At 61.0% G+C, this 15,564-nt stretch carries 12 protein-coding genes; 7 read left to right on the top strand and 5 right to left on the bottom strand.

Annotated elements, in window-relative coordinates; all coding sequences use genetic code 11:
- Nucleotides 1-98 precede the first annotated feature (98 nt).
- Both N2A98_RS26150 and rep read right to left on the bottom strand, forming a co-directional pair.
- Nucleotides 99-671: a xanthine phosphoribosyltransferase gene (locus N2A98_RS26150; protein ID WP_003195447.1), complete on the bottom strand. Its 573-nt coding sequence runs from the start codon at nucleotides 669-671 to the stop codon at nucleotides 99-101.
- A 58-nt stretch (nucleotides 672-729) separates the two neighbouring features.
- Nucleotides 730-2,739 (bottom strand): DNA helicase Rep, encoded by a 2,010-nt coding sequence (gene rep / locus N2A98_RS26145; protein ID WP_003195444.1) that lies wholly within the window; start codon nucleotides 2,737-2,739, stop codon nucleotides 730-732.
- 267 nt (nucleotides 2,740-3,006) lie between these two features.
- Here rep and N2A98_RS26140 point away from each other — a divergent pair, with 267 nt between their 5' ends.
- On the top strand, nucleotides 3,007-4,671 hold the full coding sequence (locus tag N2A98_RS26140; RefSeq protein ID WP_020302860.1) for a bifunctional diguanylate cyclase/phosphodiesterase: 1,665 nt from the start codon (nucleotides 3,007-3,009) through the stop codon (nucleotides 4,669-4,671).
- 580 nt (nucleotides 4,672-5,251) lie between these two features.
- Here N2A98_RS26140 and N2A98_RS26135 read toward each other — a convergent pair.
- Nucleotides 5,252-6,655 carry a NorM family multidrug efflux MATE transporter gene (locus N2A98_RS26135; protein ID WP_044269818.1) on the bottom strand — a complete coding sequence of 468 codons (1,404 nt, stop codon included), beginning with the start codon at nucleotides 6,653-6,655 and terminating at the stop codon, nucleotides 5,252-5,254.
- 152 nt (nucleotides 6,656-6,807) lie between these two features.
- Between N2A98_RS26135 and N2A98_RS26130 the strand changes: the two genes are divergently transcribed.
- Together N2A98_RS26130 and N2A98_RS26125 are read left to right on the top strand one after the other, a co-directional pair.
- Nucleotides 6,808-7,728: a LysR substrate-binding domain-containing protein gene (locus tag N2A98_RS26130; RefSeq protein WP_003195439.1), complete on the top strand. Its 921-nt coding sequence runs from the start codon at nucleotides 6,808-6,810 to the stop codon at nucleotides 7,726-7,728.
- 176 nt (nucleotides 7,729-7,904) lie between these two features.
- On the top strand, nucleotides 7,905-9,881 hold the full coding sequence (locus tag N2A98_RS26125) for a methyl-accepting chemotaxis protein (RefSeq protein WP_044269816.1): 1,977 nt from the start codon (nucleotides 7,905-7,907) through the stop codon (nucleotides 9,879-9,881).
- 122 nt (nucleotides 9,882-10,003) lie between these two features.
- Here N2A98_RS26125 and N2A98_RS26120 read toward each other — a convergent pair whose 3' ends face one another.
- Both N2A98_RS26120 and N2A98_RS26115 read right to left on the bottom strand, forming a co-directional pair.
- Nucleotides 10,004-11,500, bottom strand: coding sequence for a YifB family Mg chelatase-like AAA ATPase (locus tag N2A98_RS26120; RefSeq protein ID WP_069557949.1), 1,497 nt, complete (start codon nucleotides 11,498-11,500; stop codon nucleotides 10,004-10,006).
- Between the two features lie 558 nt (nucleotides 11,501-12,058).
- Nucleotides 12,059-12,322 carry an accessory factor UbiK family protein gene (locus tag N2A98_RS26115; protein WP_003195432.1) on the bottom strand — a complete coding sequence of 88 codons (264 nt, stop codon included), beginning with the start codon at nucleotides 12,320-12,322 and terminating at the stop codon, nucleotides 12,059-12,061.
- Nucleotides 12,323-12,745: 423 nt separating this feature from the next.
- Between N2A98_RS26115 and glnK the strand changes: the two genes are divergently transcribed.
- The 4 genes from glnK (at nucleotide 12,746) to sutA (ending at nucleotide 15,529) form a co-directional block, all read left to right on the top strand.
- Nucleotides 12,746-13,084 carry a P-II family nitrogen regulator gene (glnK, locus tag N2A98_RS26110; RefSeq protein WP_002555808.1) on the top strand — a complete coding sequence of 113 codons (339 nt, stop codon included), beginning with the start codon at nucleotides 12,746-12,748 and terminating at the stop codon, nucleotides 13,082-13,084.
- A gap of 34 nt (nucleotides 13,085-13,118) precedes the next feature.
- Entirely contained in the window at nucleotides 13,119-14,456 is a 1,338-nt protein-coding gene (locus tag N2A98_RS26105; protein WP_020302863.1) for an ammonium transporter, read from the top strand.
- Nucleotides 14,457-14,665: 209 nt separating this feature from the next.
- Nucleotides 14,666-15,091 carry a secondary thiamine-phosphate synthase enzyme YjbQ gene (locus N2A98_RS26100; protein ID WP_032894557.1) on the top strand — a complete coding sequence of 142 codons (426 nt, stop codon included), beginning with the start codon at nucleotides 14,666-14,668 and terminating at the stop codon, nucleotides 15,089-15,091.
- Nucleotides 15,092-15,193: 102 nt separating this feature from the next.
- Nucleotides 15,194-15,529: a transcriptional regulator SutA gene (gene sutA / locus N2A98_RS26095; protein ID WP_047712064.1), complete on the top strand. Its 336-nt coding sequence runs from the start codon at nucleotides 15,194-15,196 to the stop codon at nucleotides 15,527-15,529.
- The last annotated feature ends 35 nt before the right edge of the window (nucleotides 15,530-15,564 follow it).

Below are 15,564 nucleotides of genomic sequence, written 5' to 3'. Positions count from 1 at the left end.
GCTCGCGAAGGCGGTGGGTCAGTGATGAATATATCAACTGACACTGCGCATTCGCGAGCAAGCCCGCTCCCACATGTTTACCCATGTTCAGGCAGACGTTATTCGATAAAGGTCACGACACCACCGGCCAGCGACTTCACCCGCGCCAGCGACTCAACCCGATAACCTTGGGCGTCCAGCTCCGCCCGCCCACCCTGGAACGACTTCTCGATCACAATGCCCAAACCGGCGACGGTCGCGCCAGCCTGCTTGATGATCGAGATCAGCGCCTGGGACGCCTTGCCGTTGGCCAAAAAGTCATCGATCACCAGCACGCGGTCGCTGCTGGTCAGGTGGCGCGGGGAGATCGCCACGGTGCTTTCGGTTTTCTTGGTGAAGGAATACACCGTGGCCGACAGCAGGTTTTCCGTGAGGGTCAAGGATTGCTGCTTGCGGGCGAAGATCACCGGAACGCCCAGGTTCAGCCCGGTCATGATCGCCGGGGCAATGCCCGAGGCTTCGATGGTGACGATCTTGGTGATGCCCGAATCCTTGAACAGTGCGGCGAATTCGTCGCCGATCAGTTTCATCAGCGCGGGGTCGATCTGGTGGTTCAAAAAGGCGTCAACCTTGAGGACCTGATCGGAAAGCACGATGCCTTCTTCGCGAATTTTCTTGTGCAGTGCTTCCACGGAAAGCTTCCTCTAATGGCGCGTTGTGCGCCGAAAGTAGATTAAAAAGTAGTCGATTCTAGCGCTTTAGCATCGCGCGTATATCCGCCAAGGCAGTGTTGCCGCGAACGGCCTTCACCTCGGTGGGGGTGTCGTCATTGCCTTCCCAGGCCAGGTCGTCCGGCGGCAGTTCATCCAGGAACCGGCTGGGGGCACAATCGATGATTTCACCGTATTGCTTGCGCTTGGCGGCAAAGGTGAAGGCCAGGGTCTGACGTGCGCGGGTAATGCCCACGTAGGCCAGGCGGCGTTCTTCTTCGATAGTGTCGGCTTCGATACTGGAGCGGTGCGGAAGGATTTCCTCTTCCATGCCCATGATGAACACGTAGGGGAATTCCAGGCCCTTGGACGCATGCAAGGTCATCATCTGCACGCCTTCGGCGCCGTCTTCCTCTTCTTGCTGGCGCTCGAGCATGTCGCGCAACACCAGTTTGCCGATGGCGTCCTCGACGGTCATCTCGCCGTCTTCGTCTTTTTCCAGGGTGTTCTTTAACGCCTCGATCAGGAACCAGACGTTGCCCATGCGGTAATCGGCGGCCTTGTCGCTGGAACTGTTGGTGCGCAGCCAGTTTTCATAGTCGATGTCCATGACCATGCTGCGCAGGGCGCTGATTGGGTCTTCGCCGGCGCACTGTTCGCGCACCTTGTCCATGAAGCGCTTGAAGCGTGACAGGCGATCGGTGAAGCGCGTGTCCAGGTGTTCGCCCAGGCCGATTTCGTCGGTGGCGGCGTACATCGAGATCTTGCGTTCGGTGGCGTAGTTGCCGAGCTTTTCCAGGGTGGTGGAGCCGATTTCCCGGCGTGGCACGTTGATCACGCGCAGGAAGGCGTTGTCGTCGTCCGGGTTCACGATCAGCCGGAAGTAGGCCATCAGGTCTTTGACTTCCTGGCGTCCGAAAAAGCTGTTGCCGCCTGAAAGGCGATACGGCACCTGGTGGTGCTGCAATTTCAGCTCGATCAGCTTGGCCTGGTAGTTGCCGCGATACAGGATCGCAAAGTCGCTGTAGGGCCTGTCGGTGCGCAAGTGCAGGCTGAGGATTTCCACGGCCACGCGCTCGGCTTCGGCGTCTTCGTTGCGGCAGCGGATCACACGGATCTCGTCGCCATGGCCCATCTCGCTCCACAGTTGTTTTTCAAACTCGTGGGGGTTGTTGGAGATCAGCACGTTGGCGCAGCGCAGGATGCGGCTGGTGGAGCGGTAGTTCTGCTCCAGCATCACCACTTTCAAGGAGGGGTAGTCTTCCTTGAGCAGCATCAGGTTTTCCGGGCGGGCGCCGCGCCAGGCGTAGATCGACTGGTCGTCGTCGCCTACCACGGTGAACTGGTTGCGCGTGCCGATCAGCAACTTCACCAGCAGGTATTGGCTGGCGTTGGTGTCCTGGTATTCGTCCACCAGCAGGTAGCGCACCTTGTTTTGCCACTTCTCCAGGATGTCCTTGTGCTCCTGGAATAGCTTGACCGGTAGCAGGATCAGGTCGTCGAAGTCCACCGCGTTGAACGCCTTGAGCGTGCGCTGGTAGTGGGTGTAGACGATGGCGGCGGTCTGTTCCTTGGGGTTGCGTGCGGCTTCCAGGGCTTCGGCGGGCAGGATCAGGTCGTTTTTCCAGGCGCCGATCATGTTCTTGATCTCGTCGACGCCGTCGTCGCCCGCGTATTCCTTCTGCATGATGTCGGTCATCAAGGCCTTGACGTCGGTCTCGTCGAAGATCGAGAAGCCCGGCTTGTAGCCCAGCCGCACATGTTCCTTGCGGATGATGTTCAGGCCCAGGTTGTGGAAGGTACACACGGTGAGGCCACGGCCTTCGCCACCCTTGAGCAGGGTGCCAACGCGCTCTTTCATTTCCCGCGCCGCCTTGTTGGTGAAGGTCATGGCGACGATGTACTGGGCGCGGATGCCGCAGTTCTGGATCAAGTGCGCAATCTTGCGGGTGATCACGCTGGTCTTGCCGGAGCCTGCACCGGCGAGCACCAATAGAGGGCCGCCGACGTAGTTCACGGCTTCTTGCTGCCGGGGATTGAGTCGGGACATACGGAATTTTTAGGGGTCGTTGTTCAAAAGGGCGGGCATTTTAACAGGCTGGAAAGATTCTGCTGCCATAGAACGACGGTGTGACGTACCACTCGATCTAAATTTGCCGGTTTTGCTACTTTGCCGCAGGATGTTAAGGATTATTCGAGACTAATATTTACAGTCTACGTGTTTGATAACACCTATCATTTGTCATCCTTTGTCATTGTCAGGCCGCACGTCATAATGGCACCGCTAATGAAATTTTGCAGAGTCTAGGGAGTTAGCGTGTCTACGCCTGTCGAACCCTTGCGTTTGCTGCTGCTGGCCGATGAGCCCGAGTGGGCGGCGTTGTTGCGCGAGTGCCTGGCGCCGATGGGCGAAGGGGCTGTGCTGATCAGTGCGCCCAACTGGGACTCGGTGAGCCGCCTGTTCGATGACGACCAGGGTGCTGTGTTATTGACCACGCCCAGCCTGCAGCCCGGCCCCGGCCGGTGCAGCCTGCCGTGTGTATTGCTGCTGGAGCAGGAGCCACTGGTGTCGCCGCTGGGTGTCAGCGATTGGTTGGTGCTGGAGGCATTGGACGCCGACACATTGCGCCGCTGTCTGCGGCATGTGCGCGAGCGCGGCGTGCTGGAGAACACCTTGCAGCGCCTGGCCGAGCAGGACCCGCTCACCGGTATTGCCAACCGCCAGGGCTTCCAGACCCTGCTGGCCGCGCGCTTGGCGGACAACGACGGCCGTGGCCTGGCCCTCGGTCATCTGGACCTGGACAATTTTCGTCACGCCAACGATGCCCTCGGCCATCAGGCGGGCGACCGGTTGATCCTGCAAGTGGTGTCGCGGCTCAAGAGCCAGCTCGAAGCCGGGGACCAACTGGCGCGCCTGGGCAGCGATGAGTTTGCCTTGTTGATTGATACCCGCCGGGCGCCCCAGCGCGCCGAATGGATGGCCGAGCGCATCACTGAAGTGATGGCCGAACCCTATTGGGTAGATGGCGAAAGCCTGTTGATCGGTTGCAGCCTGGGCATGGCCCATGCGCGCGCCCGTGCTGGCGCCGACCCGTTGATGTGGCACGCCCATATCGCCATGCAGCAGGCCAAAAGCACCCAGGGCTGTACCTTTCATATCTTCAATGAACGCATCAACCGCAACGCCCGCAGCCTTGCCGACCTGGAAAGCGAACTGCGCCGGGCCTTGCGTCGTGATGAGTTGGAGCTGCATTACCAGCCGCGCCTGGACCTGGACGACGGCCATATCGTTGGCCTCGAAGCCCTGGTGCGCTGGCGCCACGGCGAGCGTGGCTTGTTGCCGCCCAGCGAATTCGTGCCGCTGGCCGAACAGAGTGGCCTGATCGTGCCATTGGGTTACTGGGTGATCTCCCGCGCCCTGCGCGACATGCAAGACCTGCGTGAACGCGGCCTGCCGCCACTGCACATGGCGGTCAACCTGTCGTTTCGCCAGTTTCAGGACAGCCAGTTGCTGTCCACCCTCAGCCGCCTGATTGCCGAGCGCGGCGTGGAAGCGCAATGGCTGGAGTTCGAACTGACCGAAACCGCCGTGATGCGCCGCAGCGACCTGGTCAAACAGACCATGGATGCCCTTGGCCGGTTGGGTGTGCGGTTTTCCCTGGATGACTTCGGCACCGGTTTTTCATCGTTTGTGCACCTCAACAGCCTGCCGATTGCCTTGTTGAAGATTGACAAGAGTTTTGTCGGCGGCATGGAAGAACGCGAAGAAAACCGCAAGCTGGTGCACGCCATGATCAACCTGGCACACAACCTCAACCTGGAAGTGGTGGCCGAAGGCGTGGAAACCCCCGAGCAGCTTGAGCTTTTGCGCTTGTTTGGGTGCGACCAGGTCCAGGGTTACCTGATCAGCAAGCCGTTGCCCTTGCCAGAACTGGTGGAATACCTGCTGTTCGGGCAAAGCCAGCAGGCGCTGTTGGGTTAAGCCTTTAAAGTGGTTCAAATGTGGGAGCGGGCTTGCCTGCGATAGCGGCCTGGCAGCCGACGCCTATCTACCTGACACTCCAACGATCCCACTGTGGGAGCGGGCTTGCTCGCGAAGGCGGCCTGGCAGGCGACACAGTTGGATTGGGTATATATCCATTGCTGCGGTAACGGCTACTTAGGGTTCCGCCCTGACGGCGGCTCACTTTCGAAAAGCGCGAAAGTAAGCAAAGCGCTCTTGCCCCACCACTCGGCACCTCGCTTGGGCTCGGTGTGCCCGTAATCCGCCAGTGATTTGGGGGGCCGCCGCCACGCGCCATCCATGGCGCGGGGCGGCTAAACCGGCATCCCTGCCGGTTTACCCCCCAAATCCCTGTCGAATTCCGGCCAGCGTGGTTTAACGGGGCGCCTGAGATCAAAAGCAGATCAAGAGCAAGATCAAGAGCGGCTCGCTTCGCATCGTGGTTACCGTCTGCTGTTACAACCCACAAAGTTGTGTAGATCCTGTGCTGCGATGGCGGTGTTGGATTCACTACCGCTATCGCAGGCAAGCCAGCTCCCACATGGACCGCGTGCATTCGCTAGTCAGGCAGTGCCGCTTGGAATCCAACAGGAGCATCCGGCTCCTGCCGAATCATCCGTTTCATCTTCGCCTCAAACGCCCAGGTCAGGCTCACCGCCGCACACGCCAGGCCCAGTGCCAGGCCCCACCAGACGCCGGTTGGTCCCCAGCCCAGGGTGAACGCCATCAACCAGGCCGACGGTGCACCAATCAGCCAATAGCAACCCAACCCCACCAGGAAGGTGGTCTTGGCGTCCTTCAAGCCACGGATACAACCCATGGCGATGGTCTGCACACCGTCGAACAATTCAAACCAGGCGGCGACGGCCAGCAGGCTTACCGCCAGGACGATGACGTCATGGAATGCCGGGTCGTCATGGTCGAGGAACAGTCCGATCAGCGGGTCGGAAAACAGCCACAGCACCGCGGCAAATCCCAACATCACCATGGCGCCGAACCCTATGCCGACCCGCCCGGCCAAGCGTGCTTGCAGCAACTGCCCGGCGCCGTAGTGCTGACCGATGCGCATGGTCACCGCGTACGACATCCCCGCCGGTACCATGAAGGCCACCGACACAATCTGCAGGGCGATCTGGTGCGACGCCAACTGTGTGCTGCCCATGGTGCCCATGCACAACGCCGCAAAGGCAAATAACCCGACCTCTACCGCATAGGTGCCGCCAATCGGCAGGCCCAGGCGCCACAGTTCGCGCAGGTAGTGGGTATTCAGACGCAGCAGGCCGGTGCCCAGCGGGTAAGCGGCGTAGGCGCGGTTGCTGCGGATGTACCACATCAATGCCAGCGCCATGCCATTGGCGACGATGGCGGTCACCAGGCCAATGCCCATCAGGCCCAGTTTCGGCAGGCCGAACATGCCTTCGATCAGCGCATGGTTGAGCAGGTAGTTGACCACGGTGCCGCATAGGCTGATCACCATCACCGGGGTGGCCTTGCCAATGGCGCTGGTAAAGCCGCGCAGGGCCATGAAGCTCAGGTAGCCGGGCAGGGCAAAGGGCAGGATCGTCAGGAATTGCCCGGCTGCCTGCACGTTGGTTTCGGTCTGGCCGAACATCAACAGCACCGGCTTCAAGTTCCATAGCAGCAGCGCCGCCGCCAGGGCCATCAACCACGCCAGCCACAGCCCGGCCTGGGTCAGGCGAGTAGCGCCGTCGATATCGCCGGCGCCATGGCGAATGGCGACGAGGGTGCCCACGGCTGCAATCACGCCAATGCAGAAGATCGCCACGAACGAATAGCTCGCCGCGCCCAGGCCTCCGCCGGCCAGGGCCTCGGGGCTCAGGCGCGCCATCATCAGGGTGTCGGTCAGCACCATCAGCATGTGCGCCAACTGTGAGGCAATCAACGGCCCCGATAGCCGCAGAATGGCCCAGAGTTCGGTACGTGCCGGATGTTGCATGATCATCACACTCGAATAGTCAGGACAGTGGGGAAGGGTTGATTCTCGGCGCATTCAGCGCATTGCACAAAAGGATAAAAGCGATCGTTGGCATGATTAAAACTCATACTTGAGCGATTCTGGTAGGGTTTCCAGATTGCGCAGTCGGAGCTTTCAGCATGTCCCGTCGTCTTCCTCCTCTTTACGCCTTGCGGGCATTTGAAGCCGCCTCCCGCCACCACTCGTTTACCCGTGCGGCTGAAGAATTGTCGATTACCCAAAGTGCTATCAGCCGGCATATCCGCACGCTCGAAGATTATTTCGCCTGCCGGTTGTTCCAGCGCAGCGGTCGCACGTTGCAGCTCACGGAAGCGGCGCGTTTGTTGCTGCCTGGTGTACGGGAAGGCTTCGCTGCCCTCGAGCGTGCTTGCCATACCTTGAATGCCGAAGATGACATCCTGCGCATGAAGGCGCCGTCCACCTTGACCATGCGCTGGCTGCTGGCGCGGCTGAGTCGCTTCCGCGCCTTGCAGCCAGGCAATGAGGTGCAGCTCACCAGTGCGTGGATGAGCATCGATGAAGTGGACTTCAACCAGGAACCGTTCGACTGCGCGGTGTTGCTCAGCAACGGGCACTTTCCGGCGGACTGGGAGGCCAGTTATCTGTTTGCGGAAATGCTCATCCCGGTGGGAGCGCCCAATCTGCTGGACGACGGTCCCTGGGACGTGACGCGGTTGGCAACCGCCGAACTGCTGCACCCGACCCCGGACCGCCGAGACTGGCGTTACTGGCTGCAGCGCATGGGGCTGTCGTCTCAGGTTTCACTCAAGGGTGGGCAGGTGTTCGACACGCTTGAGCTGGGCATGATCGCCGCCGCCCGAGGCTATGGCGTGTCCATGGGTGATTTGCTGATGGTGGCCGAAGATGTAGCACAGGGGCGCTTGAGCCTGCCTTGGCCGACGGCGGTCGCCAGCGGAGAAAGCTACTACCTGGTATGGCCGAAAACTCGTCCGGGTGGGGAGCGCTTGCGACGGCTGGCGGAATTTCTTCAGGGGGAAGTCAAGGCGATGGAATTGCCCCAGGTCGAACGCCTCGATTGAGTGGCGGCGAGTTGTTAGTGCAATCGTTTGCGGGATACCCCTGTGATTCGCTCAAGTATTGCCAGATGCCGCCGAAGAAGGGGGTTGGAACCATCGTGCATCAACGTTTCCCACTAGATAATTTGCCGAGCAGCGCTATGAGATCAGGATGATCCTGGCCTCGGCCAGGAGCTGTCATGTCTCAACCCCGTGCCCGGATTGCCTCCCAGTTAGGCCTCGCACTCGCCGTGATTCTCGCTGTCGTCATCAGTGGCAGTACGGTCTTTGCCTTGCGTACCCTCGACTCCGCCAACCTCGCCACCCGCGAGGAACACCTGGCCAGCGAGGCGCGCTTGCTCGCCGACCAACTCAACACCTTCCACAGCACCTTGCGCGAAAGCACCCAGCGTTTGAGCGGGCTGTTTGAAAAGCGCTTCGGTGCCGGCTTGAGTGTGCGTGCGGACCAGCCCGTGGCCGTGGCCGGCGTGCAGACGCCGAGCCTCTACCTGGGCAACGAGGTGCTGAACAACAACTTCGAAGAAGTGGATGAGTTCAAGCAGATGTCCGGTGGCGTGGCCACGGTGTTCGTGCGCAGCGGCGACGACTTTGTCCGCGTCAGCACCTCCCTGACCAAGCAGGATGGCAATCGCGCCATTGGCACCGTGCTTGACCGTCAGGGCGCGGCCTACCAGCGCGTTGTGAGCGGGCAGACCTACATCGGCCGTGCCGTGTTGTTCGACCGTTCCTACATGACCCAATACAGCCCCGTGCGTGACAGCAGTGGCCAGGTCATTGCCGTGCTGTTCATCGGTTTCGATTACACCGATGCCCAGAACGCCCAGTTTGAAAACCTCAAGCGCTTCCGCATTGGCCAGACCGGCTCCCTCGCGCTGCTCGATGAGCAAAAGCACTGGCTGGTGCCGCCGGCTGGCGTGCAAGCGCCGGATCAGGCGGTTGCCGTGATGCTCGACCTGGCGAAAAAGCCGGGTGCAGGCCGTTTCTGGAGCGACAAGAACGAAGATTTCTATAGCGTCTCGGTGCCGTTCGAAGGCGGCCCTTGGGCGGTGGTAGCGAGCATGCCCAAGGCTGAGATTCGCGCCGTGACCTGGGAAGTCGGCATCCGCCTGGTGATCGGCAGCGTGTTGGCGATGTTGCTGGCAGTGGGCGCCACGGTGTGGCTGTTGCGCAGCAAGCTGGCGCCATTGAGCGAGCTGGTACGCCAGGCTCAGGCCCTGGGTGCGGGGGATTTGAGTGCGCGGCTCAATGTGTCCAGCCATGACGAAATCGGCCAGTTGGCGCGTAGTTTCAACCAGATGGGTGAGGCGCTGTCGACCATGGTGTCGCATATCCGTACCGCCGCCGAACAGGTCAACAGCCGCGCCCAGGCGCTGTCGGGCTTGTCCGGCGGTGCCTACGAAGGCATGGAGCAACAGTCCGGCGAGATCACCAGCATGGCCGGTGCGGTGGAAGAGTTCAGTGCTACCTCGCTGAACATTGCCGACAACATGGGCAACACCGAGCGCCTGGCTCAAGAGAATGCCCAGCAAACCCGTATCGGCCGTACCTCGATGCAAGAGGCTTCATCGTCCCTGGAACATATCGCCACCGCGCTGAACAGCACCGCTGCCGTGATCAACACCCTGGGCCAGCGTTCCCAGGAAATCGGCGGGATCGTCGGCGTGATTACCGCCATCGCTGAACAGACCAACCTGCTGGCGCTCAACGCCGCCATCGAAGCCGCCCGTGCCGGTGAGCAAGGCCGTGGTTTTGCCGTGGTCGCCGACGAAGTGCGCAACCTGGCTTCGCGCACCCGCCAGGCCACCGATGAAATTTCCGGCATGATCCAGAGCATCCAGCAGGAAACCGGCAACGCCATCAGCACCATGGAGCATGGTAATGCGCTGATGCAGGAAGGCCTGTCGCGCAACGCCGACGTGGCCTCGGCCCTGGCGCGTATCGACGAGCAAAGCCGCTCGGCCGGCCAGCAATTTGCTGCTATCACCACCGCCACCCAGGAGCAGAGCAGCACCGCGACCTTGCTCAGCGCCAACCTTCAGAGCATTGCGCTGGCCAACAGCGAGCAGCGCGAAGTGGTGTCGAACCTGGCGGTTACCGCCAAGGAACTGGAGACCTTGGCAGCAGGCTTGCGCCATGAGGTGGATCGGTTTCGCTGACGCACCGCCAAACAAATTGTGGGAGCGGGCTTGCTCGCGAATGCGGTAAATCAGTAGCAAATGGGTGACTGACACTCCGCATTCGCGAGCAAGCCCGCTCCCACATGGATATTGCGTAAGGCTCAAGTCACGGATGTGGGGCGGTACTGCAGGGCTTCCTTCAGATGGTCACGGGTGATGGCGTCCATCTGGTCCAGGTCCGCCAAGGTGCGCGCCACCTTCAGCAGCCGATGGGCCGCCCGCAGTGACAGTGTCAGTCGCTCGCAGGCGGTCTCCAGCCAACCCTCGTCGACCTTTGGCAGCTTGCAGTGCTGGCGCAGCCCCGGCAGGTCCAGAAAAGCATTGGCACACCCCTGGCGTCGCTGCTGACGCTCGCGTGCTTGCGCTACCCGCACCGAGGCATCGGCCGTGGTATCGCCCGCCTGTTGTGTGGGGCTCAGGGCAGTGGCCTCCCGCGCGACGGTCAGGTGCAAATCAATCCGGTCCAGCAACGGCCCGGAGAGCTTGTTGCGATAGCGCTGGATCTGCTCCGGTGTACACCGACAACGCCCGCTGGGCTCGCCCATGTAGCCGCAAGGGCAGGGGTTCATCGCCGCGACCAGTTGAAAGCGCGCCGGGAAGCTCACGCGGTCACGGGCCCGGGAGATCACGATATGCCCCGACTCCAACGGCTCACGCAGCACCTCCAGCACCTTGCGATCGAACTCTGGCAGCTCATCCAGGAACAACACCCCGTGATGGGCCAGGGTGATTTCCCCCGGTTGTGGCTTCGAGCCGCCACCCACCAGCGCCGGCCCGGATGCCGAGTGGTGTGGCTGACGGAACGGGCGGTTGGGCCAATGGCTCAGAGGGGCCAGGCTGACCACGGATTGGATTGCGGCCACCTCCAGCGCTTCCTGCTCGCTCAATGGCGGCAGCAAGCCCGGTAGCCGGCTGGCCAATAAAGTCTTGCCGGTACCCGGTGGCCCGCTGAACAGCAGGTTATGCGCGCCCGCCGCCGCGATCAGCAATGCGCGCTTGGCCGCGAGTTGGCCCTGTACTTCACTCAGGTCCGGGTAAGGCTTGTTCAAGTACAGCAAGCCGTCGGACCTATAGGGCTCAATCGGCACATGCCCATTCAAGTGCGCCACCACTTGCAGCAAGTGATCCACCGCAATCACCTTCAACCCCGACGCCAGGCACGCCTCCTCGGCATTGGCACGCGGCACTATCACGGTGCGCCCGGCCTTGCGCGCTGCCAGCGCGGCCGGCAATACCCCTTTCACCGCGCGCACCTCGCCGGACAACGCCAGTTCCCCAAGACACTCCACGTCATCGAGCGTCAAGGCCGGCACCTGCACACTGGCCGCCAGGATGCCCAGGGCAATCGCCAGATCAAAACGCCCGCCGTCCTTGGGCAGGTCGGCGGGCGCGAGGTTGAGTGTGATGCGGCGGGCCGGATATTGCAGCGCCGAATTGAGGATGGCACTGCGCACGCGGTCTTTGCTTTCCTTCACTGCGGTTTCGGGCAAGCCCACCAGGGTGAGAGACGGCAGGCCATTGGCCATATGCACTTCGACGGTGACGGCGGGGGCTTCTACACCGACCTGGGCGCGGCTGTGGACGATGGCGAGGGACATGCTCGTTCCTTGAATGGGAGGGCCGCTTCCTGCGGTTTTTCCAAGGGTAGACGAGGGGAGATGGAGCGGGGCGGGGGAGGTTTTACAGAACGTATCCGGGCGGCAATGCAAAACAAATGTGGGAGCGGGCTTGCTCGCGAATGCGGCCTGACAGCCGATGCAGTTATACCGGGTATATATCCATTGCTGCGGTAACGGCCACTTAGGGTTCCGCCCTGACGGCGGCTCACTTTTGAAAAGCGCAAAAGTAAGCAAAACGCTCTTGCCCCACCACTCGGCACCTCGCCTAGGCTCGGTGTGCCCGAACGCAGGCTTGAATCCGTGGGCCGCCGCCACGCGCCATCCATGGCGCGGGGCGGCTAACCCGGCGTCCTGCCGGGTTACCCACGAATTCAAGCCTGCGTTCGGCCAGCGTGGTTTAACGGGGCGCCTGAGATCAAAAGCAGATCAAGAGCGGCTCGCTTCGCATCGTGGTTACCGTTGGCTGCTACAACCTAAAAAAAATTGTGTAGATACCTATGGCCATCGCAGGCAAGCCAGCTCCCACACTCACCGTGTTTATTCAGCAGAGGGTGGCGTCAACCGTGCTTCAAGTTCAGCCACCTTCGCCTCCAGGCTCTCCAGTCGCGCACGTGTGCGGGCCAGCACCACCATCTGGCTGTCAAACTCTTCCCGGCTGACCAGGTCGAGCTTGCTGAAACCACTCTGTAGCAAAGCCTTGAACTGGCTTTCGATTTCATTGCGGGGCAGCGGGGTGTCGCCGCTGAACAGGCGAGAGGCGTGGCCGCTCAGGGCGTCGAGGAAGTCTTTGGGCGCGAGCATTGGACATATTCCGGAAAACAGTTGGCCGGCAGTGTATCACGCAGCGTCTATAGTCATTTTCACGCCCTGCTGCGCACGGTTTTCGCGCATTGGGGCGGGCGGGCGCGCACTGTTTTGATGCGCATTGCGGCCGCGCAGGCGCCCCGTAGGTGAGCACAAGCGGGCAAAGGATTGATTTCGGTGGTTTTTACGGAGCTGGCAAGGTTTCTGCTTAGACGATCATGACCCATGCACTGATGCAGTCGCTGTGACGAATGCAGTGCGCCGACGGATCCGGGGTACAGGGCTCGTCACCAGTGGTTCGCTGGCGTCGCGACGGCAAATGCCGAGGCGACGATGCGTTACAAAGCCAGGCACTGCGCTTAGACTTGAGACGGGTTTGTTTTCCTGGGGCAAGTCCACCAAATTCGGGAGAGAGTTTTCATGAAGCTAGTCACTGCCATCATCAAGCCGTTCAAGTTGGACGATGTTCGCGAGTCACTGTCCGAGATCGGCGTGCAGGGCATTACCGTTACTGAGGTCAAGGGCTTCGGTCGGCAGAAGGGTCATACCGAGCTGTATCGCGGCGCGGAATACGTGGTCGATTTCCTGCCGAAGGTGAAGATCGATGTCGCCATTGACGACAAGGATCTTGACCGGGTTATCGAGGCGATAACCAAGGCGGCCAACACCGGCAAGATCGGTGACGGCAAGATCTTCGTGGTCAATCTGGAACAGGCTATTCGCATCCGTACCGGCGAAACCGATACCGACGCAATCTAAGCCGCCAAACCCCAACGCCCCAGGAGAAAACAATATGACTCTGCGTAAATTCGCAGGGCTCGGAGCCCTGCTGTCCATCGTAATGCCAAGCCTGGCCATGGCGGCAGATGAAGTGGCTGCTCCAGTCCTCAATTCCGGCGACACCGCCTGGATGCTCACCGCCACCGCGCTGGTGCTGTTCATGACCATCCCTGGCCTGGCGCTGTTCTATGGCGGCATGGTCCGTTCCAAGAACATTCTGTCGGTGATGATGCAGTGCTTTGCCATCACTGGCCTGATCAGCATCCTCTGGGTCGTCTACGGCTACAGCATCGCGTTCGATACCACCGGTATGGAACAGGGCGTGGTCAATTTCAATTCCTTTTTCGGCGGCATGGGCAAGGCGTTCCTGGCGGGTGTCACCCCGGCCAGCATCACTGGGCCGGCGGCGCTGTTTCCGGAAGCCGTGTTCATCACCTTCCAGATGACCTTTGCCATCATTACCCCAGCGCTGATCGTCGGTGCTTTCGCTGAGCGTATGAAGTTCTCCGCGATGCTGATCTTCATGGCTATCTGGTTCACCCTGGTCTATGCGCCAATTGCGCACATGGTCTGGAGCGGCAACGGTGGCCTGATGTGGGACTGGGGCGTGCTGGACTTCGCGGGCGGCACCGTCGTGCATATCAACGCGGGTGTGGCTGGCCTGGTGGCGTGCATCGTGCTCGGCAAGCGTAAAGGCTTCCCGACCACTCCGATGGCCCCGCATAATCTGGGCTATACCCTGGTGGGTGCGGCCATGCTGTGGATCGGCTGGTTTGGCTTCAACGCCGGTTCCGCTGCGGCGGCCAACGGCACCGCGGGGATGGCGATGCTGGTGACTCAGATCGCCACCGCCGCTGCGGCCCTGGGCTGGATGTTTGCCGAGTGGATCACCCACGGCAAGCCAAGCGCCCTGGGTATCGCCTCGGGCGTGGTCGCAGGCCTCGTCGCCGTGACGCCGGCAGCGGGCACCGTGGGCCCGATGGGCGCCCTGGTGATTGGCCTGGTCGCTGGTGTGGTGTGCTTCTTCTGCGCGACCAGCCTCAAGCGCAAGCTGGGTTATGACGACTCCCTGGACGCTTTCGGCGTGCACGGTATCGGCGGTATCGTCGGCGCGATCCTCACCGGTGTGTTCGCAGCCCCGGCACTGGGCGGCTTCGGCACCGTGACCGACATCGCAGCCCAAGTGTGGATCCAGTGCAAAGGGGTGGGCTTCACCGTGATCTACACGGCGATCGTGACCTACGTCATCCTCAAGGTGCTCGACATGGTCATGGGCCTGCGTGTCACCGAAGAAGAAGAGGCGGTTGGCCTCGACCTGGCGCAGCACAACGAGCGCGGCTACAACTTGTAACTACGTGAAAAAAACATGCCCGGCTTGCCGGGCATTTTTTTGCCTGGCGTTTGTCTGTGGCTAAAGGTGCATGGGTTTTTTATCGAGTTTGTGATGGGATCCACACAGTACTTTTAAGGGTGCAAATGTCTTACAGGCATGAAGGCGTATTCGGCCCTTTGTTTTTTCTCAGAGCGCGCTAGAATGCGCGCCGATGGGCGGAGAACTGTATGTGGCAACAGACCCTGATTACCCTGCGGGCCAAGCCCCGGGGCTTTCACTTGGTAACGGACGAGTTGCTTGCCGGCTTGCCTGAATTGAAGGCCTGCCGTGTGGGCCTGTTGCATCTGTGGCTGCAGCACACCTCGGCCTCGTTGACCATCAACGAGAATGCCGACCCGGCGGTTCGCCGTGACTTCGAGCGTTTTTTCAACCTGCTGGTGCCACAAGGTCGCGCAGGGTTTGAACATAACGACGAAGGTCCGGATGATCTGCCGGCGCACTTCAAGGCCAGTCTGCTGGGCTGCCAGCTGAGTTTGCCGGTCAAGGCCGGCCGCTTGGCGATAGGGACCTGGCAAGGTGTTTATCTGGGCGAGCACCGTGATCATGGCGGTGCTCGTAAAGTCCTCGCCACCTTGCACGGTGAAGGGGCATAAGCCATAGGGAATCCTGTGGATGTTGATTTTTTTCCAGCGGCCTCGACAGAGGGTGAAGCTGGGCTATAACTAATCTGCTTTTCGCAAGTCATGAGGTAGAACATGAGCGACGATGATCTGGAACAAGACGACCTCGAAGTAGGTGATGAAGACGACACCGAAGACGGTCTTGAAGCAGTAGCGGCTGACGACGTTGCGGAAGATGACGATAACAGTGTTGGCGATGACGCGGCTCCCAAAGCCAAAGGCAAAGCCAAGGCGGCTGTTTCGGTAGACGAGTTGCCGAGTGTTGAAGCCAAGAACAAAGAGCGCGATGCCCTGGCCCGTGCGATGGAAGAGTTCCTCGCTAAAGGTGGCAAAGTGCAGGAAGTCGAGGCCAACGTGGTGGCTGATCCACCGAAGAAGCCGGATAACAAGTACGGCAGCCGACCTATCTGAGGTCTGCCTCCTGCTTGTAAGAAAAAGCCCGCCGT

The organism is Pseudomonas sp. FJ2-5-13, assembly GCF_029201605.1.
GTDB classification, from domain to species: domain Bacteria; phylum Pseudomonadota; class Gammaproteobacteria; order Pseudomonadales; family Pseudomonadaceae; genus Aquipseudomonas; species Aquipseudomonas lactis.
The sequence above is the reverse complement of the archived record's forward strand: the minus strand, read 5'-3'. Positions and strand labels throughout refer to the sequence as shown.